Annotated in this window: 30 protein-coding genes and 1 pseudogene; 16 read left to right on the top strand and 15 right to left on the bottom strand. The window is 60.2% G+C overall.

Features of this window, described 5'->3' with window-relative positions; all coding sequences use genetic code 11:
- Positions 1-14 precede the first annotated feature (14 nt).
- The 5 genes from lolA (at position 15) to cysG (ending at position 5163) form a co-directional block, all read left to right on the top strand.
- Entirely contained in the window at positions 15-635 is a 621-nt protein-coding gene (lolA, locus tag AC0Z4S_RS12045; protein WP_485623155.1) for an outer membrane lipoprotein periplasmic chaperone LolA, read from the top strand.
- A 140-nt stretch (positions 636-775) separates the two neighbouring features.
- Complete coding sequence (locus AC0Z4S_RS12040) at positions 776-2098, top strand: replication-associated recombination protein A (protein ID WP_253503268.1); 1323 nt, start codon at positions 776-778, stop codon at positions 2096-2098.
- The gene (gene crcB / locus AC0Z4S_RS12035; RefSeq protein WP_253503264.1) at positions 2098-2472 is read left to right on the top strand and encodes a fluoride efflux transporter CrcB; all 375 of its coding nucleotides are present in this window, start codon (positions 2098-2100) and stop codon (positions 2470-2472) included. The genes AC0Z4S_RS12040 and crcB overlap by 1 nt, the downstream gene beginning before the upstream one ends.
- Positions 2473-2487: 15 nt before the next feature.
- Positions 2488-3768, top strand: coding sequence for a serine--tRNA ligase (gene serS, locus AC0Z4S_RS12030; protein WP_125927824.1), 1281 nt, complete (start codon positions 2488-2490; stop codon positions 3766-3768).
- Positions 3769-5163: a siroheme synthase CysG gene (gene cysG, locus AC0Z4S_RS12025; RefSeq protein WP_485623153.1), complete on the top strand. Its 1395-nt coding sequence runs from the start codon at positions 3769-3771 to the stop codon at positions 5161-5163. It abuts the gene before it with no gap.
- A gap of 94 nt (positions 5164-5257) precedes the next feature.
- Here the strand turns inward: cysG and AC0Z4S_RS12020 are convergent, their stop codons facing one another.
- The 7 genes from AC0Z4S_RS12020 to AC0Z4S_RS11990 form a co-directional block, all read right to left on the bottom strand.
- Positions 5258-6259, bottom strand: a complete 1002-nt coding sequence (locus AC0Z4S_RS12020) for a glutathione S-transferase family protein (protein WP_485623152.1) — start codon at positions 6257-6259, stop codon at positions 5258-5260.
- Between the two features lie 91 nt (positions 6260-6350).
- Positions 6351-7352, bottom strand: coding sequence for a glycosyl transferase family protein (locus AC0Z4S_RS12015; RefSeq protein ID WP_485623151.1), 1002 nt, complete (start codon positions 7350-7352; stop codon positions 6351-6353).
- Positions 7349-7684 (bottom strand): TusE/DsrC/DsvC family sulfur relay protein, encoded by a 336-nt coding sequence (locus AC0Z4S_RS12010; protein ID WP_016770652.1) that lies wholly within the window; start codon positions 7682-7684, stop codon positions 7349-7351. The genes AC0Z4S_RS12015 and AC0Z4S_RS12010 overlap by 4 nt, the downstream gene beginning before the upstream one ends.
- Positions 7681-7974 (bottom strand): sulfurtransferase complex subunit TusB, encoded by a 294-nt coding sequence (tusB, locus tag AC0Z4S_RS12005; protein WP_485623150.1) that lies wholly within the window; start codon positions 7972-7974, stop codon positions 7681-7683. Before tusB ends, AC0Z4S_RS12010 begins: the two co-directional genes overlap by 4 nt.
- Complete coding sequence (gene tusC / locus AC0Z4S_RS12000; protein ID WP_253505295.1) at positions 7974-8330, bottom strand: sulfurtransferase complex subunit TusC; 357 nt, start codon at positions 8328-8330, stop codon at positions 7974-7976. Before tusC ends, tusB begins: the two co-directional genes overlap by 1 nt.
- Before the next feature lie 2 nt (positions 8331-8332).
- A complete protein-coding gene (gene tusD, locus AC0Z4S_RS11995; RefSeq protein ID WP_485623149.1) occupies positions 8333-8725 on the bottom strand; it encodes a sulfurtransferase complex subunit TusD in 393 nt (130 codons plus the stop codon).
- Between the two features lie 171 nt (positions 8726-8896).
- Positions 8897-9226, bottom strand: a complete 330-nt coding sequence (locus AC0Z4S_RS11990) for a DUF6388 family protein (protein WP_137214798.1) — start codon at positions 9224-9226, stop codon at positions 8897-8899.
- 133 nt (positions 9227-9359) lie between these two features.
- On the opposite strand from AC0Z4S_RS11990, the gene AC0Z4S_RS11985 reads away from it, so the two are divergent.
- Positions 9360-9710, top strand: coding sequence for a hypothetical protein (locus AC0Z4S_RS11985; RefSeq protein WP_485623147.1), 351 nt, complete (start codon positions 9360-9362; stop codon positions 9708-9710).
- Positions 9711-9813: 103 nt separating this feature from the next.
- Here AC0Z4S_RS11985 and AC0Z4S_RS11980 read toward each other — a convergent pair whose 3' ends face one another.
- Positions 9814-10239, bottom strand: a complete 426-nt coding sequence (locus AC0Z4S_RS11980) for a GNAT family N-acetyltransferase (RefSeq protein ID WP_471879613.1) — start codon at positions 10237-10239, stop codon at positions 9814-9816.
- Positions 10240-10392: 153 nt separating this feature from the next.
- Between AC0Z4S_RS11980 and AC0Z4S_RS11975 the strand changes: the two genes are divergently transcribed.
- The 3 genes from AC0Z4S_RS11975 (at position 10393) to AC0Z4S_RS11965 (ending at position 12365) form a co-directional block, all read left to right on the top strand.
- Positions 10393-10833: a hemerythrin domain-containing protein gene (locus AC0Z4S_RS11975; RefSeq protein ID WP_471879612.1), complete on the top strand. Its 441-nt coding sequence runs from the start codon at positions 10393-10395 to the stop codon at positions 10831-10833.
- Between the two features lie 207 nt (positions 10834-11040).
- Positions 11041-11676: a lytic polysaccharide monooxygenase auxiliary activity family 9 protein gene (locus tag AC0Z4S_RS11970; protein WP_485623145.1), complete on the top strand. Its 636-nt coding sequence runs from the start codon at positions 11041-11043 to the stop codon at positions 11674-11676.
- A 98-nt stretch (positions 11677-11774) separates the two neighbouring features.
- A complete protein-coding gene (locus tag AC0Z4S_RS11965) occupies positions 11775-12365 on the top strand; it encodes an NUDIX domain-containing protein (protein ID WP_485623144.1) in 591 nt (196 codons plus the stop codon).
- A 1-nt stretch (position 12366) separates the two neighbouring features.
- Here the strand turns inward: AC0Z4S_RS11965 and AC0Z4S_RS11960 are convergent, their stop codons facing one another.
- Positions 12367-12882, bottom strand: coding sequence for a methylated-DNA--[protein]-cysteine S-methyltransferase (locus tag AC0Z4S_RS11960; protein WP_485623363.1), 516 nt, complete (start codon positions 12880-12882; stop codon positions 12367-12369).
- Between the two features lie 151 nt (positions 12883-13033).
- Here AC0Z4S_RS11960 and ggt point away from each other — a divergent pair, with 151 nt between their 5' ends.
- Complete coding sequence (ggt, locus tag AC0Z4S_RS11955) at positions 13034-14761, top strand: gamma-glutamyltransferase (protein ID WP_485623143.1); 1728 nt, start codon at positions 13034-13036, stop codon at positions 14759-14761.
- 66 nt (positions 14762-14827) lie between these two features.
- A complete protein-coding gene (locus AC0Z4S_RS11950) occupies positions 14828-15361 on the top strand; it encodes a cysteine hydrolase family protein (protein WP_485623142.1) in 534 nt (177 codons plus the stop codon).
- Positions 15362-15515: 154 nt separating this feature from the next.
- Here AC0Z4S_RS11950 and AC0Z4S_RS11945 read toward each other — a convergent pair whose 3' ends face one another.
- Positions 15516-15830 carry a DUF7693 family protein gene (locus AC0Z4S_RS11945; protein WP_485623141.1) on the bottom strand — a complete coding sequence of 105 codons (315 nt, stop codon included), beginning with the start codon at positions 15828-15830 and terminating at the stop codon, positions 15516-15518.
- A gap of 160 nt (positions 15831-15990) precedes the next feature.
- Here AC0Z4S_RS11945 and AC0Z4S_RS11940 point away from each other — a divergent pair, with 160 nt between their 5' ends.
- Positions 15991-17436 carry a SulP family inorganic anion transporter gene (locus tag AC0Z4S_RS11940; protein WP_485623140.1) on the top strand — a complete coding sequence of 482 codons (1446 nt, stop codon included), beginning with the start codon at positions 15991-15993 and terminating at the stop codon, positions 17434-17436.
- Here the strand turns inward: AC0Z4S_RS11940 and AC0Z4S_RS11935 are convergent.
- A complete protein-coding gene (locus AC0Z4S_RS11935; RefSeq protein WP_485623139.1) occupies positions 17404-19635 on the bottom strand; it encodes a response regulator in 2232 nt (743 codons plus the stop codon). The genes AC0Z4S_RS11940 and AC0Z4S_RS11935 overlap by 33 nt on opposite strands.
- 187 nt (positions 19636-19822) lie before the next feature.
- The gene (locus AC0Z4S_RS11930) at positions 19823-20341 is read right to left on the bottom strand and encodes a carboxymuconolactone decarboxylase family protein (protein ID WP_485623138.1); all 519 of its coding nucleotides are present in this window, start codon (positions 20339-20341) and stop codon (positions 19823-19825) included.
- Between the two features lie 131 nt (positions 20342-20472).
- Here AC0Z4S_RS11930 and AC0Z4S_RS11925 point away from each other — a divergent pair, with 131 nt between their 5' ends.
- Positions 20473-21288 carry a cupin domain-containing protein gene (locus AC0Z4S_RS11925; protein ID WP_485623137.1) on the top strand — a complete coding sequence of 272 codons (816 nt, stop codon included), beginning with the start codon at positions 20473-20475 and terminating at the stop codon, positions 21286-21288.
- Positions 21289-21291: 3 nt separating this feature from the next.
- On the opposite strand, the gene AC0Z4S_RS11920 is transcribed toward AC0Z4S_RS11925, so the two are convergent.
- Positions 21292-22185, bottom strand: coding sequence for a DMT family transporter (locus AC0Z4S_RS11920; protein ID WP_485623136.1), 894 nt, complete (start codon positions 22183-22185; stop codon positions 21292-21294).
- Between the two features lie 89 nt (positions 22186-22274).
- Between AC0Z4S_RS11920 and AC0Z4S_RS11915 the strand changes: the two genes are divergently transcribed.
- Both AC0Z4S_RS11915 and AC0Z4S_RS11910 read left to right on the top strand, forming a co-directional pair.
- Positions 22275-23606, top strand: coding sequence for an aminotransferase-like domain-containing protein (locus tag AC0Z4S_RS11915; RefSeq protein WP_485623134.1), 1332 nt, complete (start codon positions 22275-22277; stop codon positions 23604-23606).
- Positions 23607-23646: 40 nt separating this feature from the next.
- Positions 23647-24024: a c-type cytochrome gene (locus AC0Z4S_RS11910; RefSeq protein WP_485623132.1), complete on the top strand. Its 378-nt coding sequence runs from the start codon at positions 23647-23649 to the stop codon at positions 24022-24024.
- A gap of 484 nt (positions 24025-24508) precedes the next feature.
- On the opposite strand, the gene AC0Z4S_RS11905 is transcribed toward AC0Z4S_RS11910, so the two are convergent.
- A complete protein-coding gene (locus AC0Z4S_RS11905) occupies positions 24509-26164 on the bottom strand; it encodes a sensor domain-containing diguanylate cyclase (RefSeq protein ID WP_253503186.1) in 1656 nt (551 codons plus the stop codon).
- A gap of 89 nt (positions 26165-26253) precedes the next feature.
- On the opposite strand from AC0Z4S_RS11905, the gene AC0Z4S_RS11900 reads away from it, so the two are divergent.
- Positions 26254-26457 carry a hypothetical protein gene (locus tag AC0Z4S_RS11900; protein ID WP_485623130.1) on the top strand — a complete coding sequence of 68 codons (204 nt, stop codon included), beginning with the start codon at positions 26254-26256 and terminating at the stop codon, positions 26455-26457.
- A gap of 42 nt (positions 26458-26499) precedes the next feature.
- On the opposite strand, the pseudogene AC0Z4S_RS11895 reads toward AC0Z4S_RS11900, so the two are convergent.
- Positions 26500-26619 (bottom strand): annotated as a pseudogene (locus AC0Z4S_RS11895) (phage infection protein); the annotation flags it as partial.

Genomic DNA, 26619 nt, shown 5'->3' with positions numbered 1-26619 from the left:
TCAAGAGGACTCTCATGCGCCTTATCCGCATGCTGTTGCCAGTACTGGCGCTGACCACGCTCTCGGCCCACGCCGACGAAAAGGACGTGGCGCGTCTGACCCAATTGCTGGAAACATCGAAAACCCTGTCGGCGAATTTTTCGCAGTTGACCCTCGACGGCGGCGGCACTCAATTGCAGGAGACCACCGGCAATATGACCCTGCAGCGTCCGGGCCTGTTTTACTGGCACACCAACGCGCCGGCCGAGCAGACCATGGTCTCCGATGGCAAGAAAGTCACCCTGTGGGACCCGGACCTTGAACAGGCGACCATCAAGAAGCTCGATGAGCGTCTGACCCAGACCCCGGCGCTGCTGTTGTCCGGCGATGTCTCGAAGATCAGCCAGAGCTTCGATATCAGCGCGAAAGAGGCGGGCGGCGTGATCGACTTCACCCTCAAGCCGAAAACCAAGGACACCCTGTTCGACAATCTGCGCCTGTCGTTCCGCAACGGTCTGCTCAATGACATGCAACTGATTGACAGTGTCGGCCAGCGCACCAATATCCTGTTTACCGGGGTCAAGGCCAACGAGGCGGTACCGGCGTCGAAGTTCAAATTCGACATTCCCAAGGGTGCCGACGTCATCCAGGAATAAATCGCAAACACCTGTAGGAGCGAGCCTGCTCGCTATCACGGTGGGTCAGCCAATCAAGCATTGACTGGCAAACCGGATCGCGAGCAGGCTCACTCCTACAGTGTCAATGATCGGCAAATCAGAGGTTTCAACGCTACGTGATGGATCTGTTTCGCAGTGCACCGATAGCCCAACCTTTGGCCGCGCGTCTGCGTGCGGCCAATCTGGATGAGTACGTCGGTCAGGAACACCTGCTCGCTCGCGGCAAGCCTCTGCGCGAGGCGCTGGAGCAGGGCGCGCTGCATTCGATGATCTTCTGGGGGCCGCCGGGTGTGGGCAAGACTACCCTGGCGCGGTTGCTCGCTGAAGTCTCCGATGCGCACTTCGAAACGGTTTCGGCGGTGCTCGCCGGGGTCAAGGAAATCCGTCAGGCCGTTGAGATCGCCAAGCAGCAGGCCGGCCAGTACGGCAAGCGCACGATCCTGTTCGTCGATGAAGTACACCGTTTCAACAAGTCGCAGCAGGACGCGTTTCTGCCATACGTTGAAGACGGCACGCTGATCTTCATCGGCGCCACCACCGAAAACCCTTCGTTCGAACTGAACAACGCCTTGTTGTCGCGTGCCCGTGTCTATGTGCTGAAAAGCCTCGACGAAGCGGCGCTGCGCAAACTGGTGCATCGGGCCTTGACCGAAGAGCGCGGGCTGGGCAAGCGCAATCTGACACTGAGCGATGAGGGTTTTCAGATGCTGCTGTCCGCCGCCGATGGCGATGGCCGGCGTCTGCTCAATCTGCTGGAGAACGCCTCCGACCTGGCTGAAGACAATAGCGAAATCGGCACCGAGCTGCTGCAAAGCCTGCTCGGCGACACCCGTCGGCGTTTCGACAAGGGTGGCGAAGCGTTCTACGACCAGATCTCGGCCCTGCACAAATCGGTGCGCGGCTCCAATCCTGACGGCGCGCTGTACTGGTTCGCGCGGATGATCGACGGCGGCTGCGATCCGCTGTATCTGGCGCGACGCGTGGTGCGCATGGCCAGCGAAGACATCGGCAACGCCGACCCGCGTGCGCTGAGCCTTTGCCTGGCGGCGTGGGAGGTGCAGGAGCGTCTCGGCAGTCCGGAAGGTGAATTGGCAGTGGCCCAGGCCATCACGTATCTGGCCTGCGCACCGAAAAGTAATGCGGTGTACATGGGCTTCAAGACCGCCCTGCGCGCGGCTGCCGAAAACGGCTCGCTGGAAGTGCCGCTGCACCTGCGCAATGCACCGACCAAGCTGATGAAGCAATTGGGTTACGGCGACGAGTACCGCTACGCCCACGACGAGCCGGACGCTTATGCCGCCGGCGAAGACTATTTCCCGGAAGAACTCGAGCCGATTCCGTTCTATCAGCCAGTGCCCCGTGGCCTGGAGTTGAAGATCGGTGAGAAGCTCAATCACCTCGCTCAACTCGATCGTCTGAGCCCTCGGCAGCGGAGAAAGTAGTGGTCCCATTGATCATCGCAGTGTCGGTCGGCGGCGTCGCTGGCACATTGTTGCGCTTCGCCACCGGCAATTGGGTCAGCGCCAATTGGCCGCGGCACTTCTATACCGCGACGCTGGCCGTTAATATCGTGGGCTGCCTGCTGATTGGCGTGTTGTACGGCCTGTTTTTGATACGCCCGGAAGTGCCGATCGAGGTGCGCGCCGGGTTGATGGTCGGCTTCCTCGGGGGGCTGACGACTTTTTCATCCTTTTCACTGGATACGGTGCGCCTGCTGGAAAGCGGGCAAGTGTTGCTGGCCCTGGGCTACGCGGCACTTAGCGTATTCGGCGGGCTGCTCGCCACGTGGGCCGGCCTGTCCCTGACCAAACTTTGATAACGAGAAACCGACATGCTCGATTCCAAACTGTTACGTAGCAACCTTCAGGACGTAGCGGACCGCCTGGCTTCCCGTGGCTTTGCCCTGGACACCGCGCGCATCGAAGCGCTGGAAGAACAGCGCAAGACCGTCCAGACCCGCACCGAAGCACTGCAGGCTGAGCGTAACGCGCGTTCCAAATCCATCGGCCAGGCCAAGCAGCGCGGTGAAGACATCGCGCCGCTGATGGCGGATGTCGAGCGCATGGCGGGCGAACTGAGCGCTGGGAAGGTCGAACTGGACGCGATCCAGACCGAACTGGATTCGATCCTGCTCGGTATTCCCAACCTGCCGCATGAGTCGGTTCCGGTCGGCAAGGACGAAGACGACAACGTCGAAGTGCGCCGCTGGGGCACGCCGACCCAGTTCGATTTCGAAGTCAAAGATCACGTCGCTCTCGGCGAGAAGTTTGGCTGGCTGGACTTCGAAACCGCCGCCAAGCTGTCCGGTGCACGTTTCGCCTTGTTGCGTGGTCCGATCGCCCGCCTGCACCGCGCGCTGGCGCAGTTCATGATCAACCTGCACGTCAACGAGCATGGCTACGAAGAGGCTTACACGCCTTACCTGGTTCAGGCCCCGGCGCTGCAAGGTACCGGCCAGCTGCCGAAATTCGAAGAAGATCTGTTCAAGATCGCCCGTGAAGGTGAAGCCGATCTGTACCTGATTCCGACTGCCGAAGTGTCGCTGACCAACATCGTTGCCGGCGAAATCGTCGATTCCAAGTTGCTGCCGATCAAGTTCGTTGCCCACACCCCGTGCTTCCGCAGCGAAGCCGGCGCGTCGGGCCGTGACACTCGCGGCATGATCCGTCAGCACCAGTTCGACAAAGTCGAAATGGTCCAGATCGTCGAGCCGTCGCAATCGATGGAAGCGCTGGAAGGCCTGACCGCCAACGCCGAAAAAGTTCTGCAACTGCTCGGCCTGCCTTACCGCACCCTGGCACTGTGCACTGGCGACATGGGTTTCAGCGCGGTCAAGACCTACGACCTTGAAGTGTGGATTCCGAGCCAGGACAAGTACCGCGAAATTTCCTCGTGCTCGAACTGCGGCGATTTCCAGGCTCGTCGCATGCAGGCGCGTTTCCGCAACCCGGAAACCGGCAAGCCTGAGCTGGTGCACACTTTGAACGGTTCCGGCCTCGCGGTCGGTCGTACGCTGGTGGCGGTGCTGGAAAACTATCAGCAGGCCGACGGTTCGATCCGTGTGCCGGACGTGCTCAAGCCGTACATGGGTGGCCTTGAGGTCATCGGCTAAATGAAATATCTGCCGCTGTTTCATAACCTGCGCGGCAGTCGTGTGTTGGTTGTCGGTGGGGGGGAAATTGCCTTGCGCAAATCCCGCCTGCTGGCCGATGCCGGTGCGCTGCTGCGGGTGGTCGCACCTGAAATCGAAACGCAACTGGCTGAACTGGTCGCTGCCAGCGGCGGTGAATGCCTGCTGCGCGGTTACGTCGAAACGGATCTGGACGGTTGCGGGCTGATCATAGCCGCCACCGACGACGAAACGCTTAACGCGCAAGTCTCCACCGATGCGCATCGGCGTTGCGTGCCGGTCAACGTGGTCGATGCGCCGGCCTTGTGCAGCGTGATCTTCCCGGCGATCGTCGACCGTTCGCCACTGATCATTGCCGTGTCCAGCGGCGGCGATGCGCCAGTGCTGGCGCGTCTGATCCGGGCAAAAATCGAAACCTGGATTCCCTCGACTTACGGTCAGTTGGCCGGGCTGGCTGCGCGTTTTCGCCATCAGGTGAAAAACCTGTTTCCGGATGTGCAGCAGCGTCGCGGCTTCTGGGAAGACGTTTTCCAGGGCCCGATCGCCGACCGTCAACTGGCCGGGCAGGGCGCTGAAGCCGAGCGCCTGTTGCAGGCAAAAGTGGATGGCGAGCCAATGGTCACCACTGGCGAGGTTTATCTGGTCGGCGCCGGCCCGGGCGATCCGGATCTGTTGACCTTCCGCGCACTGCGTCTGATGCAGCAAGCCGATGTGGTGCTCTATGACCGCTTGGTAGCGCCGGCGATTCTGGAGCTGTGCCGTCGCGATGCCGAGCGGGTGTATGTCGGCAAGCGTCGTTCCGAACACGCCGTGCCGCAGGATCAGATCAATCAGCAACTGGTCGATCTGGCCAAGGCCGGCAAGCGTGTGGTGCGGTTGAAGGGCGGCGATCCGTTCATCTTCGGCCGTGGTGGCGAAGAAATCGAAGAGTTGGCGGCTCACGGCATCCCCTTCCAAGTGGTGCCGGGGATCACGGCGGCCAGTGGGTGTGCAGCCTATGCCGGTATTCCGTTGACCCACCGCGATCATGCGCAGTCCGTGCGGTTCGTCACTGGCCACTTGAAGGATGGTTCCACCGATCTGCCATGGGCTGACCTTGTCGCTCCGGCGCAGACGTTGGTGTTCTACATGGGCCTGGTGGGTTTGCCGATCATTTGCGAGCAGTTGATCAGGCATGGTCGCGCGGCGGACACCCCGGCGGCGTTGATTCAGCAGGGCACCACGGTCAATCAGCGGGTATTTACCGGCACGCTGGCCGATTTGCCGCGGCTGGTGGCGGAGCATGAAGTGCATGCGCCGACCCTGGTGATCGTTGGCGAAGTGGTGCAACTGCGCGAGAAACTGGCGTGGTTTGAAGGGGCTCAGGCGCAAATCTGAGTCAAAGCAAAAAGATCGCAGCCTTCGGCAGCTCCTACAGGGAACGCATTCTCATGTAGGAGCTGCCGAAGGCTGCGATCTTTTGCTTTTGTGGTTAGCCCCGGCGCCAAACTCCTTTCCCGCTCAGCCGCGCCCGGTCATGGGCCACAGTGAAATCCTGCTCCGGCCCCTTCGGCACAACCCCTGTCGGGTTAATCGTCTTGTGGCTGCCGTAGTAATGATGCTTGATGTGCTGGAAATCCACCGTTTCGGCGATCCCCGGCCACTGATAAAGCTCACGCAGCCAGTTCGACAGATTCGGGTAATCGGCGATCCGCCGCAGGTTGCACTTGAAGTGCCCGTGATACACCGCGTCGAAGCGAATCATCGTGGTGAACAGGCGCACATCGGCTTCGGTCAGGTATTCCCCGCTCAGGTAGCGATTGGCACCGAGCAATTGTTCCAGATGGTCCAGTTCAGCAAATACTTCATCGAACGCCTGTTCGTAAGCCTGCTGCGACGTGGCAAAACCGGCGCGGTAGACACCGTTGTTCACCGCCGGATAGATCCGCTCGTTCAGCGCATCGATTTCATTGCGTAGCGGCGCCGGATAGAAGTCCAGGTCGTTTCCGGTGAGGTCGTCGAATGCACTGTTGAACATGCGGATGATTTCCGCCGATTCGTTGCTGACGATGCGCTTGAGTTTCTTGTCCCACAGCACTGGCACCGTCACCCGCCCGGTGTAGTCAGGCGTGTCAGCGGTGTAGCGTTGATGCATGAAATCGAAGCCATCGAGTTTATCGCCGGTCGAGCCGAGCGCTGTATCGAAGGTCCAGCCATTCTCCAGCATCAACCAACTGACGACCGAAACGTCGATCAGACTTTCCAGCCCTTTGAGCTTGCGCAGAATCAGCGTGCGATGCGCCCAAGGGCAGGCGAGGGAAACGTAGAGGTGATAGCGCCCGGCTTCGGCAGCGAAGCCGCCCTCACCGCTGGGGCCGGGCTGGCCGTCGGCGGTCACCCAGTTGCGCCGTTGCGCTTGTTCGCGCTGGAACGCGCCGTCCTTGCTGCTTTCGTACCACTTGTCCTGCCAGTGGCCGTCGACGAGTAAACCCATGATCAAGACTCCCAAAACCAATATGCGTTGGAGTCGAGTCTATTCCGATGAGTTCGAACAAAAAGCGCAAAGATCGGGCGCTAATGATCGGTTAGATCGATGTGTTGCGTGTTGCCCAATATTGCTCGGCGGTGATGAACGCCTGTTCACGATTTTGACCAAGGCCGCGCAGGGCGAGGGCCATGGTCGCAATCAGGGCCATTTGCGGGTAACTGTCGACCACATCGCCACGCCACACGGCTTTCAAGTGTCCGATGTCCAGCGAGGCGGGTTTGACGTGACGTTGCGCTGACAGCTGCGGCCATTCTTCATCCCAGCTCTGACCGCCGCTGGTGCCGTAGAGATGGCTGGTCGCGTCGGGGTTGATCTCGATTTCACCTCCGTCGCCCTTGACCACGATTGCCGTGTCGCCAAGCAAGCCGCTGGCATCGCGATGCACCGCCTGGTAACCCGGGTGAAAAATGCTTTGCAGGCCGCAGCGTGCGCCCAGCGGATTGAGAATCCGCGCCAGCGAGTGGATCGGCGAACGCAGGCCCAGGGTGTTGCGCAGGTCGATCATCTTTTGCAACTGCGGCGCCCAGTCCACCAGCGGCATAAAGGCCAGGCCGCCGTTGTCCAGCGCCGTGCCGACCTGCTGCCAGTTGCGGCACAGAGGAATGTTCAGTTCCCCCAGCAGTTGTTCGCTGTACAGACGCCCGGCCGTGTGCGCACCGCCGCCGTGCATGAAGATGCGCACGCCGTTCTGCGCCAGGCACTTGGCCGCCAGCAGATACCACGGCAGATGGCGTTTTTTGCCGGCGTAGGTCGGCCAGTCCAGATCGACATTCATTGCCGGCGCCTGCAAGCGTTCGCGCAGCGCCTCGGTGAAACCGGCCATTTCCTCGGCGCTTTCTTCCTTGTGCCGCAGCAACATCAGGAATGCGCCGAGTTGGGTGTCTTCCACCTGATCGTCAAGCACCATGCCCATCGCCTGGCGGGCTTCCTCACGCGTCAGGTCGCGGGCGCCGCGTTTGCCTTTGCCGAGAATCCGTACGAATTGCGCGAACGGATGTTCGGCGGGTGTTGCGAGGGTCAACGCTGGAAAGTCGGTCATAGGCAATTCGTCGGTTTGGGCAGGCCCGCCAGCTTCGCGGCGAGTTTGGCAGGGGTGCCTTTGAACAGTCGGTTCAGGTGCAGGCTGTTGCCTTTGTCCGCCCCGAGTTTCAACGCGGTGTACTTGATCAGCGGTCGCGTGGCCGGGGACAGCTGGAATTCGGCGTAGAAGCTGCGCAGCAGTTCGAGGACTTCCCAGTGTTCGGGGGTCAACTCGATGTCTTCGGCGGCGGCGAGGGCACTGGCAACTTCCGCCGACCAGTCGCTGAGGTCGACGAGAAAACCATCCTTGTCCAGTTCGATGGCGCGGGCGCCGACGGTCATCGAATTCATAACCAACTGTTGACCTTGGCGTGATGGATCGACAGTTCGACGAAGGCGGGGTAATCGATGGCCTTGGCCCAGTCCGGAATCTCGATCGCACGGGCTTGTGCGTCTTCAACCAATACGAACAGGTCGATTTTTCGCTCTTGCAGCGCAGAAAACGGCACAGTGTCCGGTTGCAGCGCATACACCGCATCGCCGGACAACAACACCGCATCGGCGCTGCCCAGCAGGCGCAAGCAGCTAGTCAGGCGATCGTCGCCGAACGGGGAATGAGACAACACATGCAAAGTCGACATCAGAGGGTGATCACCTGGTCGTAACGGTCAATAAGGGCGGTGATGTGTTCAGCGGCGAGCGGCTGCGCTTCGTCCAGCGACAGTTTGCCAAGACCGCGGGCGTGGGCGCTTTCTGCGCAATAGAACAACTCCTCGACACCAAACATCGGCAGCGCCTGCAGATTGGCGCTGAGGTCTTTCTGCTGCAAGGCCTTGGCGTTTTGCCCCGCGGCCAGTTGCAGCACGCCGTCATCGAGAAACAGCAAGCCGATCGGCAGATCGAAGGCGCCACCGGCCAGCACGATGTCCAGCGCTTCCCGCGCGCCGGGGCCGGACCAGGGCGACTGGCGGCTGATGATCAACAGCGATTTGGCCATGTTCATGCGCCTCCGAAACAGATGAGACGGTCAGCGTCCTGCACGGCGTCGTGCAACTGACCAAGACCGGACAATTCCCACGGCGCGCTCAGCGAAATCGCTTCATGCTGGTAACGCCTGGCTTCTTCTTCATTCAATACACCACGGCGCAGGGCGGCGGCGATGCAGACCACGCCATCCAGTTGCTGTTCGTTGATAAAGGCGCGCCATTGCTTGGGCAGGTCCAGTTCATCCTGCGGTGTCACTACGGCATCGGAGGCGTTGAAGACGCCGTCCTGATAGAAGAACAGCCGGACAATCTCATGGCCGCCCGCCAGTGCGGCCTGGGCAAACAGCAGGGCACGACGCGAGGAGGGCGCATGGGCGGCGGAAAACAGCGCAATGGCGAACTTCATGATGGACTCGATCAGCGAAACTGCGCCCATGATAAAGCTTTATTGCGGCAGCCGCGAAACCCCGGTTTCATGCAGATTCCTTGGTAGGAGCTGCCGAAGGCTGCGATCTTTTGATTTTGCTCTTCAAGATCAAGATCAAAAGATCGCAGCCTTCGGCAGCTCCTACACGTTTTACGGTGTGATGCCGTAAAGATCGCAATACTCAATCCAGTCCATCCCCGCCATTTCCGCGACTTCCCGATGCACCTCAAGCCGTTGCGCCTGATAGTCCTCGGGCGAATCAGCGGTCAACTGCAACGTCAGCTCCCAGGCGAACAACCCCTGGCTTTCCGCCTCAGCCTCGAATGCTTCATGCAAGCGTTCTTCGCGATATTGCGCCTGGGTTTCGCCCTTGGCCTGGGCCAGCAGCGGGTTGAGATGGTCGAGAGTTTCACGCAGTTCGGGTCGCGCATCGAGAAACAGTTTAAGAGCCTGTTCATGTCGCTGGTCGCTAGGCGCCATGTAATGTCCTTGTGTGGCTGATGACCGTAGGGTGCCGCACCTGTTCGCGCATGTCGCGCATAAAAACAGTTAAGCAGAACGATTTGTCGCGTTGCAGTGCTACAGTCCGCTTTTTTCTCAATGAGCGAATGCAATGCGAATGCTGATGGTAGCGCTGGCGGCGGCCCTGTTGGCCGGGTGCGCCGGTTCGGTGATGAACGATGCTCGTACCCAGAGCCCGGACAAGGTCCTGACCTCGGACAAGCCGGAGAAAGACGTCGCCCGGTGCGTGCAATTCGCCTGGCAGGACGAAGCGGTGTTCGGCGTCGACGCGGCGGCCTATATGGAGCCGCGCAAGTCGGGCGGCACGACGGTTTACACCCGTTCGGCGGAGTCGTTTGTCGATGTGATTACCGAAGCGTCCGGTACGACCCTGAACTACTACGCGCAGCAGGATGATTTTGTCGCGATGCGGCGCATGGCGGCGATGGCGACCTGTCTCTGATTGTGTGTCGAGGCGGCTGGCGCTTTCGCGAGCAGGCTCGCTCCCACAAGTTGAAATGCATTCCAATGTGGGAGCGAGCGTGCTCGCGAAGACGACGGCGCAATCAGTCAATCAGGCGCTTCTGAAAGAAATGCCGCTTGTGTCCCGGTGGATAGTCAACGATCTCACCGAACTGGCTGAAGCCCAGCTTCTTGTAAAATTCCGGCGCCTGAAAGTCGAAGGTGTCGAGCCAGATTCCGTAGCAACTCTTTTCCTTGGCCAAGGCTTCCGCCTGAGCCATCAACTTCGAGCCGATCCCCCGTCCGCGACCCTGCTCCGGTACTGACAGCAGATCGATGAACATCCAGCGAAAAATCACTCGCCCATACAAACCGCCCAGTATTTCGCCATTTTCGTCTTTGACCATCAAGGCAAACGGCTCGGATTTCGAACCGCCGGTTTGTGCATCGTTGTACTCGATCAGTGGCTGCAGAATGGCCTGACGCTGTTCCTCGGTAGGGTTCTGCGTCAACTCGATACGCAAATTCATGCATGACTTCCTTGTGTAATTGAACGCCCAGCCTAACGCGTCCGGGCAAGCGCCTCCAAGCCCTTCGATCAAACGAGCGGAACCGCCAAACAAGCGCTGCGGTCTAGGCTTTTATCGCGTCTTTCCCTGAGCGCGATTGATGAGGAAAGCCCCTTGAATATTTTTGAAGCCCTGCGCGAAAGCCACGAGCGCCAGCGCACTTATGCCAAAGCTCTGGTCGCGACCAGCGGCGACAGCCCTGAGCGGGTCGAGGCCTACAAGCAGCTCAAAGCAGAGCTGCAAGCGCATGAAACCGCCGAAGAGCGGCACTTCTACATCCCGTTGATGGCAATCGACGAAGGCGTGGACCTGAGCCGCCACGCCATCTCCGAGCATCACGAAATGGACGAGATGATGGAAGAACTCGACGAGACCGAGATGTCCAGTCCGGCGTGGCTGGCCACCGCCAAAAAGCTCTCCGACAAGGTGCATCACCACCTCGAGGAAGAAGAGCACAAGTTCTTCCAGATGGCCGGCAAGCTGCTCGACGATAAACAGAAAACCCAACTCGCCGGGCAGTACGAAAAGGAGTATCAGGCGCAACTGTCTGAGTGATCAAAGGCGACTCGGCGTGTAGGTGTTCAGCTACACGTTGAGTGCGACGTGTCGACTGGTACTGGTTATCCATCCAGTATTTCCGGGTTTTCTACGTCCTGCACAATCGCACTGCGACAAAAGCGCCGATGGACAAAAAAACCACCTCCGTTAGCTTGAAGGCCTCTCCTCGGGAAGGAGAGTTCTCAAATCAACGGAGTGAACATCTTGAATCAGGCAATTCCACAAACCCAACTGAAACACGGTCGCGTTATCTCGCCAGCAAGTCGCGGCGCAGTGGCCATCGACCTCGGCTTGCTCGGCGCTTGGCAAGTCAATGAAATGGAAGGCGGCAAGAACTTCCCGGCGCTTGGAGCTGGATCGTTTCCATCACCCTTCGAGACGGACTCGGACAGCGTTGCGCCGCCGGCTGATGGCTACATCCTCAGCGGCGGAAAGACCGATGCCCGCGATTGCGTGAACTACACCGATGACGAGATGAGCAAGAAGCTTGGTCGTTCCTTCAGCTGGCCGCTGCTCAATGTCGATCCGGGCCAGCTCCTCAAGGTCAGTTGGGCCTACACCGCGCCGCACACCACCCGTGGTTATCGCTGGTTGATCACCAAAGACGGCTGGGATCCACAGCAACGCATCAGCCGTGCGCAGCTCGAAACCCAGCCATTCTTCGAGGACTTCTACCCGCAAGTGCCGTATTACAGTCATGCCGGTGAATTGAAGGCCAAGGTTGATCACGAAGTGAAGCTGCCGGTCAACAAAAAGGGACATCACGTCATTGTGCTGATGTGGATCGTCGCCAACACCGGCAACGCCTTCTACCAGGCCTTCGACGTCGACTTCCAGTAACAACGCAGGCTGAACGAGCCCGGTAGCGCTGCCGGGCTTTTTTTGTCGGCGCAATTGTCCGACCATGGCAGTCCCCCATGAAGACAGGATCAGACGCGATGTCCAACACAGCTGAACGGGTCAACATCGTCGACACCCAGGTGTTGTCCCACGACTGGTATCTGCTGAAGAAAATCACTTTCGACTACCACCGCAACAACGGTGAATGGCAGCGCCAGACCCGCGAGGTTTACGACCGCGGCAACGGCGCGGCGATTCTGCTGTTCAACCGCGAAAAGCGCACGGTGGTGCTGACCCGTCAGTTCCGCTTGCCGGTGTTCGTCAATGGCCACGATGGATTATTGATCGAAGTGGCGGCGGGGTTGCTCGAAGGTGCCGCCCCTGAGCAACGCATCCGTGACGAAGCCGAGGAGGAAACCGGTTACCGCGTGCATGATGTGAAGAAGGTCTTCGAGGCCTATATGAGCCCCGGTTCGGTCACCGAAAAGCTGCACTTCTTTATCGCCGAATACGATGCCGCCTCCAAGGTCAGCGACGGTGGTGGCCTGGAAGAGGAAACCGAAGAACTGGAAGTGCTCGAGTGGGCATTTGATGATGCCCTGGCAGCGTTTCAGCGCGGCGAGATCTGCGATGCCAAGACCATCATGCTGTTGCAGTACGCAGCGATGAATAACCTGTTCGGTGCCTGAGTCAAAACAGTTCGCCTGTTTTGCCAAATGTTGACCACTGGCCACCCTCAAGCGTCAGCAACCGCTCTTTAGCGTCAAGCCCGCCGGCGAACCCGGTGAGTTTTCCCGAAGCACCGATTACTCGATGACACGGCGCAACAATGGAAATCGGATTGCGCCCGTTGGCGGCGCCGACCGCTCGGACCGCTGCCGGATGGCCAATCTGCGCGGCGATCTGGCTGTAGGTGCGCGTCTCGCCGAAAGGAATGGTCAGGAGGGCGGCCCAGACTTTTTTCTGGAATTCGCTGCCGACAAATTCCAGTTCGAGATCGAAGCGATTCCGTGTGCCGGCGAAATACTCATCGAGTTGCCGCGCGGTCTGCATGAGGATCGGATTGTCCGGTGCTTTGCTCATCGGCCCGAGCCGCACCCGGTTCGGTTTGTCGTTTTCCCAGAGGATGGCCGCGAGTCGACTGCCGTTCGCGACCAGCTTCAATGCGCCTACCGGCGAGGGCAGGGTGATGAATGTATAAGGCATGACGGCGTCTCCGGATCCGGGGCGATAACGCGGATCAGCATACTGGCTGAACGGGGAGGCGCAATACGCAAAGCCGACCATACTGCTTGTTGCTCCTGAAGCGTTGCCCTGCGTTTCGCGCAGACCTCAAAAACAAAAAAGAGATCGACTCATGAAGTACGAACCTTTGGCCAGATCGCTCATTGCGACTTCCCTGGCGCTCAGCTGTCTCATGGCTCACGCGGCATCGGTGGCCCCGGTTGCGGCGGAGAACGGAATGGTCGTCACCGCGCAACATCTGGCGACCCATGTTGGTGTCGATGTGTTGAAAAACGGCGGCAACGCCGTAGATGCGGCCGTGGCCGTGGGCTATGCGCTGGCGGTGGTCTACCCGGCTGCGGGCAACCTTGGCGGCGGCGGGTTCATGACCATTCAACTGGCGGACGGACGCAAGACCTTTCTCGATTTCCGTGAGAAAGCTCCGCTGGCAGCGACAGCGAACATGTATCTGGACAAGGAAGGTAACGTCATTCCGGACCTGAGTACTCGCGGTCACTTGGCGGTGGGCGTACCAGGCACGGTGTCGGGCATGGAGCTGGCCCTGAGCAAATACGGGACCAAACAGCGCAAGGAGATGATCGCCCCGGCGATCAAGCTGGCCGAAGATGGTTTTGAACTGCAGCAGGGCGATGTCGAACTGCTCGAATACGCGACGGATGTGTTCAAGAAGGACATGCGCGATTCCGGCTCGATTTTCCTCAGCAACGGCGAGCCGATGCAGGTCGGGCAGAAACTGGTGCAAAAGGATCTGGCGAAAACCCTGCGGACGATCTCTGACAAGGGCGCCGATGGCTTCTACAAAGGCTGGGTCGCCGATGCCATCGTCACCTCCAGCCAGGGCAACAAGGGCATCATCACCCAGGCCGACCTGGACAAGTACAAGACTCGCGAACTGGCCCCGGTGGAGTGTGATTATCGCGGTTACCACGTGGTCTCGGCGCCGCCGCCAAGCTCCGGCGGGGTGGTGATCTGCCAGATCATGAACATCCTTGAAGGCTATCCGATGAAGGACCTGGGCTTCCATTCGGCCCAGGGCATGCACTATCAAATTGAAGCGATGCGCCACGCGTACGTCGATCGCAACAGCTATCTTGGCGATCCGGACTTCGTGAAGAATCCGATCGAGCACCTGCTGGACAAGAACTACGCGACCACACTGCGCGACGCCATCCAGCCGCAGAAGGCCGGCGTTTCGGCAGAGCTCAAGCCCGGCGTAGCGCCCCACGAAGGCAGCAACACCACGCACTATTCGATTGTCGACAAGTGGGGCAATGCTGTCTCGGTTACCTACACCCTCAACGACTGGTTCGGCGCAGGCGTGATGGCGAGCAAGACCGGGGTGATCCTCAACGATGAAATGGACGATTTCACCTCCAAGGTCGGCGTGCCGAACATGTACGGGCTGGTGCAGGGGGAGGCCAATGCCATCGCACCGGGCAAGGCGCCGCTGTCGTCGATGAGTCCGACCATCGTCACCAAGGATGGCAAGGTGGTGATGGTGGTGGGCACGCCGGGTGGTAGCCGGATCATCACCGCGACCTTACTGACCATGCTCAACGTCATCGATTACGGCATGGGCTTGCAGGAAGCGGTCGACGCGCCGCGCTTCCATCAGCAGTGGATGCCGGAAGAAACCAACCTCGAAGACTTCGCCGCCAGCCCGGATACGAAAAAGATTCTGGAAAGCTGGGGCCACAAGTTTGCCGGCCCGCAGGATGCCAACCACATCGCCGCGATTCTGGTCGGCGCGCCGTCACTGGGCGGCAAACCGGTTGGCAAGAATCGCTTCTACGGCGCCAACGATCCAAGGCGCAATACCGGCTTGTCTTTGGGTTACTGAGCGGAGTAAAAGAGGGGCGGGCGCAGGTCCGCCCCATTCTCAAGGACTGATCAAGGAAGGCTCGACATGACCACCGCATTACTGATCATCGACGTCCAGCAAGCGCTGTGTGCTGGTGAATATCAGTGTTTTGAAATCGACCGCGTGATCGCCACGATCAATGATCTCAGCCAACGCGCCCGCACAGCTGGCGTTCCGGTGGTGTTGATTCAGCACGAAGAAAAGGACGGTCCGTTCGTGCATGGTGCGGACGGTTGGCAACTGGCCGAAGGTTTGCTGACTTCGACAAAAGACCTGCGTGTAGGCAAGACTACCGGGGATTCTTTCTACCAGACCGATCTCGGCAAGCTGCTACCCGGCGAAGATTTCGAGCGGCTGATCATCTGCGGCCTGCAAACCGACTACTGCGTCAACGCCACGGTGCGCAGCGCGCATGAGCGGGGCTACGATGTCGTTGTTGCGGGAGACGCGCATTCGACAGTCGACAACGGCACCATGAGCGCCGACGACATCATTGCCCAACACAACAAGGACTTCGCCGCGCTCACCAGTTCCGTAGCGCGAATCGACGTCAAGCCCGCAGCCGACATCACCTTCTGATACACACGCCCCCCTCTAGGAGTGAGCCTGCTCGCGATAGCGGTTTGTCAGTCAGAATTTTATTGTCTGGACTAACGCTATCGCGAGCAGGCTCACTCCTACAGGGATTTGGCCGGTCTCAAAATCAGAGAACACCGCAGTTGGAGACGATGCGTTAGGCGTGGACGCGATTCGCCTCACGCAGTAACCGCTCAATCTGCGCCAGTTCCCATGTGCTGAGCAGGCTCACCGGGTCAGTGCCATAACGCTGCCAAGTATCCAGCGACGCTTCAACCCCGGCGCAGCTACGGGCATATTCACACTGATGCAAGCGTCCCTCGGCGAAGTCCAGCAGCAAGTGCCAGCCCTCGATATTGACGGCAGTCAGGCCGGATTCGGCAATCACTTCGCAGATTTCGAAAGCAAGCACACCCAGCGCCACTTCACGTAGACGCTGACAGACTTCACGGGCAGACAGAAACGCAGACATGCTCGAATCCATTGAGGTGGCAAGCCTGCGAGGATAAAGCCCGAGTTAATCCGTGTCAGCGTTTCACTGGCCCGAGGCCGAACAATTCCGTAACATTCGCCTCCCTCTTTTTTTCGCGAAAACCGCGGTCGTGCCCGTCGGCCGCTCAGTCAGGTAAGCCATGAAACCGATTCGTCTGCGCGCCGATGTCCTGGCCGGACTCACCACCTCGTTTGCTCTGTTGCCCGAATGCATTGCGTTCGCGCTCGTGGCGCATCTCAATCCGCTGATGGGCCTGTACGGCGCTTTCATCATTTGTACGCTGACGGCATTGTTTGGCGGCCGACCGGGCATGGTTTCCGGCGCGGCGGGTTCGATGGCGGTGGTAATCGTCGCGCTGGTGGTGCAACACGGCGTGCAGTATTTGCTGGCGACGGTGCTGCTCGGCGGTCTGATCATGATGGCGTTCGGGCTGTTGCGCTTGGGCAAACTGGTGCGCATGGTGCCGCATCCGGTGATGCTCGGTTTCGTCAACGGCCTGGCGATCATCATTGCCTTGGCGCAACTGGAGCATTTCAAAAGCGGCGAGCACTGGCTCAGCGGTACGCCGTTGTACCTGATGACCGGGCTGGTGCTGCTGACCATGGCCATCGTGTACATTCTGCCGCGCCTGACCAAGGCGGTGCCGCCGGCACTGGTGGCGATTCTTGGCGTTGGTCTGCTGGTCTACCTGTTCGGCCTGCCGACCCGCACCCTCGGTGACATGGCGCACATCGCCGGCGGTCTGCCGACATTCGCCTTGCCGGACATTCCGTGGAATTTCGAAACGCTGCGCATCATCGCTCCGTACGCGATCCTGATGGCGATTGTCGGCCTGCTGGAAACCCTGCTGACGCTGAACCTGACCGACGAAATCACCGAGACTCGTGGCTACCCGGATCGCGAGTGCGTGGCGCTCGGCGCGGCGAATATGGTGTCCGGCGCGTTCGGCGGCATGGGCGGTTGCGCGATGATCGGCCAGACCGTGATCAACCTCAGCTCCGGCGGGCGCGGGCGCTTGTCCGGCGTAGTGGCCGGTGTGCTGATTCTGTTGTTCATTCTGTTTCTGTCACCGCTGATCGAGCGTATTCCGCTGGCCGCACTGGTCGGGGTGATGTTCGTGGTGTCGCAGCAGACCTTCGCCTGGGCATCGTTGCGGGTGATCAACAAGGTGCCGCTGCACGATGTGCTGGTTATCATCGCCGTGACCACCATCACCGTATTCACCGACCTGGCCACGGCGGTGCTCTGCGGGATCATCATCGCCGCGCTCAACTTCGCCTGGCAGCAGGCGCGTGAACTGTACGCCGATGAACATCTGGAGGCCGATGGCAGCAAACTCTATCGCCTGCACGGCACGCTGTTCTTCGCCTCGACCACGCCGTTTCTCAATCAGTTCGATCCGGCCAACGATCCGGCCAAAGTCACTCTCGACTGCCGGCACCTGAGTTTTGTCGATTACTCGGCGATTGCCGCGTTGAAAACCCTGCGTGAACGCTACGCCAAGGCCGGCAAGCATTTACAGGTGTTTCACCTGTCGGAACGCTGCAAGAAATTACTCAAGCGTGCCGGCGTCGCTCACGATTGAACCCGCCGGCGTCGCGTCCTTGAGCCAGGTCTTGCCGAGAATCCGCGAGACCTGTTCGGCGGAGTAGGGCTTGGCGAGAAATTCGAAACCTTCGTAGCCGCTGCGTGCCAGCTCTTCGCTGTAGCCGGACGTCAGAATCACCGGCAGATCGGGGCGGCGCTGGCGCAGCTCTCTGGCCAAGGCAACGCCGGTAACGCCCGGCATGACCACGTCGGAAAACACCGCATCGAACGCCATGGCATCGCTGCCCGCCAATTGCAGGGCTTCTTCGGCGTTGGTCGCCCACGCGGTTTCATAACCCAGATCCTGCAGGATCTGATTGGCGAAACGGCCGACGTCGAGATTGTCCTCGACCACCAGCACCCGGCGCTTTTCACACACCGGATGTACCTCGCCATCGTCCTCGGCGGCGTCCACTTCAGCCTCGTCCGCTGGCACTTGCGGCAGATACAAGGTGAACTCGGTGCCTTGGCCAAGCACGCTGGAGACATCGACGTTGCCGCCCGATTGCTTGGCGAAGCCGAACACCTGAGACAGCCCCAACCCCGTGCCTTTGCCAACAGCCTTGGTTGTAAAGAACGGTTCGAAAATGTGTTCCAGGGTGTGTGCATCAATGCCGGCCCCGGTATCGGCCAAGGCAATCGACACGAAGTGGCTGCTGGAACCGCCATGGCCGCGAATCGCCGGCAGCGCTTTGTGGCACTCCAGGCGCAGTTTTAACTCACCCTGGCCATTCATGGCATCGCGGGCGTTCAGCGCAATGTTGATCAACGCGGTTTCAAACTGACTGAGATCGACGCGGATATAGCAGGGATGATCCGGCCGTTCGACACAGACATGAATCTGCGCGCCGGTGACCGATTCCAGCATTTCGCCAATATTGGCCAACCGTTCGCCGGCATCCACCACTTGCGGATTGAGCGGTTGGCGACGGGCGAAGGCGAGCAACTGGCTGGTCAGTTTGGAGGCACGCTCGACCGTGTCGGAAACCGCACGCATATAACGTTGGCGGCGTTCCTCCGGCAGGTCGGGCTGACGCAGAAAATCCACTGACGAGCGAATGATCGTCAGCAGGTTGTTGAAGTCATGGGCCACCCCGCCGGTCAATTGGCCGATGGCTTCGAGCTTTTGCGACTGGCGTAGCGCCGATTCGGCCTGGGCCAGCCGCAGGCTGCGTTCTTCGACCCTTTGCTCGAGCGTGGCATTGAGTTCCGCCAGCGCCAGCAGGCCTTCACGGACATTGGCATCGGCGCGCACTCGCTCGATGTGCGCCCAGCAGCGTTCGGTGACTTCGCTCATCAGCGCCTGCTCGAAACGCGACCAGACGCGCGGCACCTTGTCGTGCACAGCCATCAATGCCGTCAGGCGGCCCTGCTTGATCAGTGGCACACAAATGGTCGCGGTGATGCCGATGGCCTGAAAGGTCGCCGATTCTTCGGGCGGCAATTCGCTGCGGTTGTCATGGATGACCAGCGGTTCTCCGGCGCGCAGCAGACGGACAGCCTTCTCACCGAAATCGCGCAAGCGGTAATGACCGACGATGCTTGGCGAGCCCGGTGCCGCATAGTCGCCGCGAATGGTGAAGCCATCCTCGTCGGCATCCATGTCGGCGTAAGCGCAGTTGGACAGCTGCAATTGCTCGACCATCAGCCGCGTGCTCGCTGCCAGGATTGCTTGCGCATCGGTGGCATTGGTCACTGCGTCGCCGATGGCATCGAGGACCGCCAGACGCTGGTTGAGGTACACGGTCTGGGTGGTTTCGGTCACCGTGTCGAGCATCCCCACCACATCCCCCAGCGAGTCGCGAATCGGGCTGTAGCAGAAGGTGAAAAAGGCCTGCTCTGGGCCGCTGCCGCGTTCGATCTTCAGGGCAAAGTTTTCGATATAGGTGGCGTGGCCGGCAAATGCCGCCTCGGCGATCGGGCTGATCTCATGCCAGGCTTCCTTCCAGATGTCGCTGAAAGGACGTCCCAACGCGTGCGGCTTGTCGCCGAGAATCGGTACGAAGGCGTCGTTATAGAGAGTGATGAGTTGCGGGCCCCAGACGATCGCCTGAGGGAAATGCGAGGCGAGACTGAGCGAGACAGTGGTCTTGAGTACATCGGGCCAGTGTTCCAACGGGCCGAGGGGCGAATTCGCCCAGTCGTGACGGCGGATCTGCCCGGCCATCTCGCCATTGTCTTGCAACCAGTCTGTCATGGGGTTCGTGTCTTTCCGGGGCATTTGTCTGAGAACAAAGACCTGCGCGCTGGGGGTTTGGTTTCAGCGCACCAGACACTGATTGCGCTGCGAATTATTCTGACCTACATCATGGCAGCAAAAAACAGCGGTGGCGAAAAGAGCGTCTTTTCGCCACCGGTTTTATCTTCAGATCGTGAGCGACTGCTCAGGCCTCGACGGCCGGGAAGTCAATGTCGGTCAGCGCCGTGTTGTTCAGGTAGTTAGTCAATGTCTGCACGGCCACCAGGGCAATCACTTCGATGATCTTGCGGTCATCGATACCGGCAGCGCGGGCAGCGGCCAATTGTTCGTCGCTCAAGTGGCCACGGGTTTCGGTCAGTTGGCGGGCGAGGGCAGCGTAGGCATTCAGTTCGCCATGACGTGCCGCGATGATGTCCTCAGGCGAGAGCCCGGCCTTGCCGGCAAACATCGTGTGTGCGGACAGGCAGTAGTCGCAGCCGTTGACTTGCGAAGTGGCGAGGTAGACGGCTTCTTTTTCCTGGGCGCTGAGCGAGGTCTTGCCGAGGATCGCCGAAGCTTGCAGGTAAGTGTCGAATGCAACCGGCGCTTGGGCCAGGGTAGTGAAGACGTTGGGCAGGAAGCCGATTTTTTTCTTCACGCCTTCCAGTGCAGGACGGGTGGCATCGGTGGCGGTGTCGAGGCTGATTGCAGGGATGCGGCTCATGGTGATTCTCCGAAATTCCGCAGCGAAGTGCAGCGGCGATGGAGAGATCTTAGGGACTGCCAATGGCGCTTTGGCGGCAAATCGTCGAGGATATGCGGCAGATCGTCCAGATGTGCCCTTGGGAGTCAGCCGTGGATCGCCTTTCTACGTTACTCAGTCACTTCGGCGTGAACGCCGGCACCTTTCACAGCGGCGCATTTTGCGGCGTCAGTGTTCATGAGGGCGAACCGGTCGGCCACGTGCATGTTCTGCAAGCGGGGGCGTTGCTGCTCAAGCCGGGCAACGAACGGGAGATCCGTCTGGACGAACCGTCGCTGATTTTCTTCCCTCGGCCGTTCACCCATCGGATGTTCGCCGACGAAGCCATGGCCAGCCAGATTGTCTGTGCTTCGCTGACTTTCGACGGTGGCTCGGGCAATGCCTTGGCCGCCGCGTTACCCGACTATCTGGTGTTGAAACTCACCGACATCCCGGAACTGCGCAGTACCCTTGACTGGCTGTTCAACGAAGCTTTTGAAGGACATTGCGGGCGCGTGGCGGTGATGGATCGCCTGTTTGAATTGCTGGTGATTCTGCTGCTGCGCCATCTCATCGGCAGTCGTGATCAGCAGCCGGGCATGATGGCCGGGCTGGCGGATCCGCGCGTGTCTCGCGCCTTGAACCTGATCCACGAGCAGCCGCAAAAGCCTTGGAGTGTGGCCGATCTCGCGGCTGCGGCGAATCAGTCCCGCGCTGGTTTTGCCGAGCAGTTTCGCCGCGTGGTCGGGCAGACGCCGGCCGATTACCTGCTGAGCTGGCGCGTCAGTCTTGCGCAGAAACGCCTACGCGAAGGCCGGCCGATTGCGCTGATTGCCGAAGAGGTCGGTTACGAAAGTCCGTCGGCGCTGGCCCGGGCCTTTCGGCGCAAGACCGGACTGAGTCCTCGGCAATGGAAAGCCGAACACTGAATCCTATTTGGCAAATTTCTTCGCCCCGGCCACACAAAGAATCACCCCCAGCGTGACGCCGAGCATCCCGACACTGACCTGCTCATGCAGCAACGTCGCCGCCAGTGCCAGACCAAAAAACGGCTGCAGCAACTGCAACTGCCCGACCGCGGCGGTCCCGCCCTGGGCCAGACCGCGATACCAGAACACGAAGCCGATCAGCATGCTGAACAGCGACACGTAGCCCAGGCACATCCACGCAGGCAAGCTGATGTCGGCGAACGAGGCGGGCGCCAGCCACAGGCTCAGCACTGTCATCAGCGGTAACGACAACACCAGCGCCCAGCAGATCACCTGCCAGCCGCCGAGGCTGCGCGACAGTTTCGCGCCTTCGGCGTAACCGAGGCCGCAGGCCAGAATCGCCGCGAGCATCAGCAGATCGCCGGTGGGCGAGGCGCTCAAGCCTTGAGACAGGGCAAAGCCTACCACCAGCGCACTGCCCAGGATCGAGAAGATCCAGAACACAGGCCGCGGCCGCTCACCGCCACGCAAGACACCAAACATCGCCGTGGCCAGCGGTAGCAATCCTACAAACACGATCGAATGCGCTGACGTTACGTGCTGCAATGCCAACGCGGTCAGCAGCGGAAAACCCAACACCACGCCCAGCGCCACAATCGACAGCGACAGCCACTGATGGCGCGCCGGTCGCCGCTGTTTGAACAACGTTAAAAGGCCCACCGCCAACCCCCCGGCAATCGCTGCCCGCACTACGGTGAGAAATACCGGGTCGAATTCGAGCACTGCCAACCGCGTCGCCGGTAGCGAACCGCTGAAAATCAGTACGCCGATAAAACCGTTGATCCAGCCACTGGTCTTGTCCAGCGCCGGGTTGGCCGCAGTCGATGTTGTGTGCATGTCGGTCGCGCTCAAAGAGTGGCTTGTGTCGCCGTGATCGTAGGGTGGAGAATCAGCACAATCAAAAAATTGTCATGGATACAGCCGACATGCCGCGTTCCCGTTACAAGACCTTGGTTGACCGTTACGCAGCGGACATTCGTGGCGGACGCTTGGCGCCGGGTACGCGATTGCCGACGCATCGGCAACTGGCGAGCCAGGAAGGACTGGCGCTGGTTACCGCTTCACGGGTTTATGCCGAGCTTGAAGCGATGGGCCTGGTCAGTGGCGAAGCCGGGCGCGGCACGTTTGTCCGGGAAACGTCGCTGGCGCCGGGGCAGGGCATCGATCAGAAAGACGTGGCGGTCGGCATGATCGACCTGAATTTCAACTATCCCTCGTTGCCAGGTCAGGCCGAGCTGTTGCGCACGGCGTTGCGGCAACTGGCGTTGTCCGGTGATCTGGAAGCGCTGTTGCGTTATCAACCCCACGCTGGGCGTGCCCACGAACGCGCCTCGGTCGCACGACATCTGTTGACACGCGGCCTGACGGTTGAAGCCGACCAAGTGCTGATCGTCAATGGCGCTCAGCAAGGCTTGGCGGTGACGCTGATGGCCCTGCTCAAGCCCGGCGATGTGATCGCCGCCGATGCGCTGACCTATTCCGGGTTCAAGGTGCTGGCCGACGCGCTGCATCTGGAAGTGCTGGTCATCCCGATGACAGAGCACGGCCCGGATTTGCCGGCACTGGACAGGCTCTGCCGCCAGCGTGCAGTGCGCGCCGTGTACAGCATGCCGACGCTGCACAATCCGCTGGGCTGGGTCATGCCACTGGAACAGCGCGAGCAATTGGTAGCGATTGCCCGGCGGCACGATCTGACGATCATTGAAGACGCCGCCTACGGGTTTCTGGTCGAGAACCCGCCATGCCCTTTGATCGAGCTGGCACCGGAACGGACGTTTTACGTATCGGGCCTGTCGAAAAACATCGCCACCGGATTGCGGGTCGGCTTCATTGCCGCGCCGCTGCCTCAAGTGCCTGCACTGGAACGGAACATTCGTGCGACGACGTGGAACACGCCCGGGGTGATGACCGCCATTGCCTGCGGTTGGCTCGATGACGGCACCGTCGCCGTGCTTGAGGCGCAGAAACGTCGTGATGCGATGGCGCGACAGGTCTTGGCCGCCGAGGTGCTCGAGGGGCTGCGCTACATTGCTCATCCGGCCTCGTATTTTCTGTGGCTGCCGTTGCCCGAAGATGTGCGTGCCGATCAGATCGTGGTCGAGTTGATGCAGCAGCAGATTTCCGTCACCAGCGCCGAGCCGTTTTCGGTGTCATCCAACACGCCCCATGCGCTTCGTCTGGCGCTGGGCTCAGTGGACATGGACGTCTTGCGTCAGGCGTTGCTCGCCGTCAGAACGATTGTCGGCGCTTATCTGTAAACTGCGCTCACGCCATGAAAAGCCAGGTTTGGACTGTTCAATGAAATTCACCACGACACTGCTGCTCACCTTGATCTTCAGCGCCAGCGCACAGGCTGAGGGCGATCCTGAAGCCGGGGCGAAGATCTTCCCGCGCCTGTGCGGCGGTTGTCATCAGGTTGGCGAGTCGGCCCGGCCGGGGTTTGGCCCGCAGCTCAACGGCATCATTGGCCGAGCTGCGGGGACTTCGGCCAATTATGTGTATTCCGATGCGATGAAGAATTCGGGGATTACCTGGGATCGGGCGACGTTGAGGGCTTATCTGGAGGATCCGAAAGGGGTGGTGCCGGGTACGCGGATGATTTTCTGGGGGCTGAGTGATGAGGAGAAGTTGAATAATTTGCTGGCGTATTTGCAGATATTCAGTGCTGAGCCCTAGTCGGGCGATGGTTTACCGTCTGATTGGGTACATATCCATTGCTGCGGTAACGGCTGCTTAGGGTTCCGCCCTTACGGCGGGTCACCTTTTCCAAACGCCGAAAAGGTAACCGAAAAGGCTTGCTCCTGCGTTCGGCCCTCGCAGGCTCGGGTTCCTTCGCTGCGGGATCGATCCGGGCGCAGCGGCTCCGGTTTGCTTCGCTGCACCTCCTTCCGCTGTGTCTGGCTGCGCCAGACGGTCGCTGCGCTCCCACGCCCGGATCAATCCCTCCGCTCAGCCTTCCGACGTCGCCCGTGAATCAAGATCAAGAGCAGGCGAGCTGACACTCGGCCTAGGGTGAACTGGGAGACTGTAGGAGCTGCCGAAGGCTGCGATCTTTTGCTCTTGCTCTTGCTCTTGCTCTTGCTTTTGTAGGAGTGAGCCTGCTCGCGATAGCTCTCTCAAAAACATCGGCAGACCTGTCTCTGGTTGACATACGCCGGTGTCAGTGGGCATGGACCGCGACCTGATTGCGCCCCGCAGCCTTCGCCTGATACAGCTGCTGATCGGCACGTTTGATCAGCGCCATGTGGTTGTTGTCTGCCGGATCCGCCAGGGCCAGGCCAACACTGACCGTGACGTTTCCTGCACCGGGAAAGTCCGCTTCGGCCACCGCCGCGCGAATCTTCTCGGCGACGACTTGCGGGGTGTCGGGTTGCGCCACTTCCGGCAGCAGCACGGCGAACTCTTCGCCACCGTAACGCGCGACGAAATCGGTGCTGCGCACACTGTGCTGGATCAGCTCCGCCAATTGCTGCAGGACTTCATCGCCCACTGCATGACCATGGCTGTCATTGATGCGTTTGAAGTGGTCGGCGTCGATCAACAACAGGGCGAAAGGCCGTCCGGTGCGTCGGGACAGCAGTGAGTATTCGGTGATTTTTTCGTCGAACCGCCGACGGTTGTAAACGCCGGTCAGGCCATCGTGCGTCGCCAGACTCAGCAGCTCGGCGTTGGCCTCGGTGAGTGCGGCGGTGCGTTGCGCCACGGTGGCTTCCAGGGTCGCGTTGGCCTCCTGCAGTTCGCGCTCCTTGCCGAGCAGCGATTGCGTCATTGCATCGATGGACTGGCCGAGCTGGGCGATTTCCAGCACCGGATGCTGGAGCTGGAATTGCGCGCCGGCCTGGTTGTTTTGCACTTCTTTCGCCGAGCGTGCGAGTTGTTCGATCGGGCGGCTCAGGTACAGCGCCAGGTAATAAGCCACGAGACCGAAAACGATGGCGGCGAATACGCCGAGTATCAACAATTCGTATTGCAGCGTTCGCGCCGGGAGCAGCGCGGTCTCCAGTGGCTGACGAATGGCGATCGACCACGAAAGCGCCGTGCCCGATGGCGTTGGCACGGTGACCATGCTGGTCAGGTAACCGCTACCGGTGGTCCAGCCCTGCGTAGCCGAATGGTTGACTGCCAGTTGCTGCCCCATGAGTGCTTCGGGATAGAGCACCTTGCCATCGTGGTCGACGATCAGCGCCTGGACATCCGGCGCCGAGTTCTTGTGTGAAAACGCGGCCGACTCGACGATGCGGGTCACCCAGCTCCAGTGCGCATGTGCGCCCAGCACGCCAATCACTTGACCTTCGGCGTTATGAATAGGGGCAGCGAAATCGATGAAACGCAGCGGCTCGCCATTGGGCAGGCCTGGCAATAATTTGGCCAGCAACACTGCTTCGTGAGGATCGCCGGTGTATTGCCGACGCAAGCCAACCTGAAACCACGGGCGTTTTTGCACTGATTGTCCGACCAGCAAATCATTGACGGCCTGGCGGACGTTGCCCTCGGCGTCGGTGACGCCCATCCACGCATATTCGGCGCGCGCCTGGGTGCGCAGCTGCATCGATTTGAGAATGTTCGGGTTATCCAGATCACCACGCTCCAGATGCGGCGCGCGACTTAGCAGATAAACCTCCAACTGCCGTTCGCGCAGTTGCTCGCCCAACAACGTCGCCGTCGCCCGCGCCGTATTCAGCAAGGCGCTGCCGCTGGCCTGTTTCATCTGTTCGGTGGCAATGTGACCGACGTAGAAGCCCACGCTCAATAATGTCAGCAGTGACAAACCGCCGAACCACAGTGTGAGATGGCTACGCAGACTGGCTTTGAACATGGAGGGCGGTGTCTGTCTTTATCAAAGTGGCGCCATGTTAAGCGACATCGCCGACGGCCGGCCAGCGAACGGGTTCAAAGAAATCCAAGATGGTGCTGCCGATGGGGATTATTCTCGTTGGAGTACGCACCGTCCGAGAGATGGATTGCGGACGTTTTCCCATGCGGTTTATTGTGAAATACCTCAGCAAAGTAGCCGCCGCACTGTTCGGTTTGGTTCACGCGGTTTCCGTCGACGTGGCCAAGCTGAAAACCTCGCACCAAGCGACGACTGAATGTAAAAAGCCCGGCTGATCAGGCCGGGCTTTTTCATGGGGTGGCGGTACAGCGATTGAATCATGCGACGCGGCGTTCGATCAGGCGATCAGAGCCACCTTCGGCAACGCGGCGTTCGATCAGACGATCAGAGCCACCTTCGGCAACGCGGCGTTCGATCAGACGATCAGAGCCACCTTC

This window comes from Pseudomonas sp. 1L-B-1-E-C1 (assembly GCF_057291835.1).
This window is presented reverse-complemented; position numbering and strand designations above follow the sequence as displayed.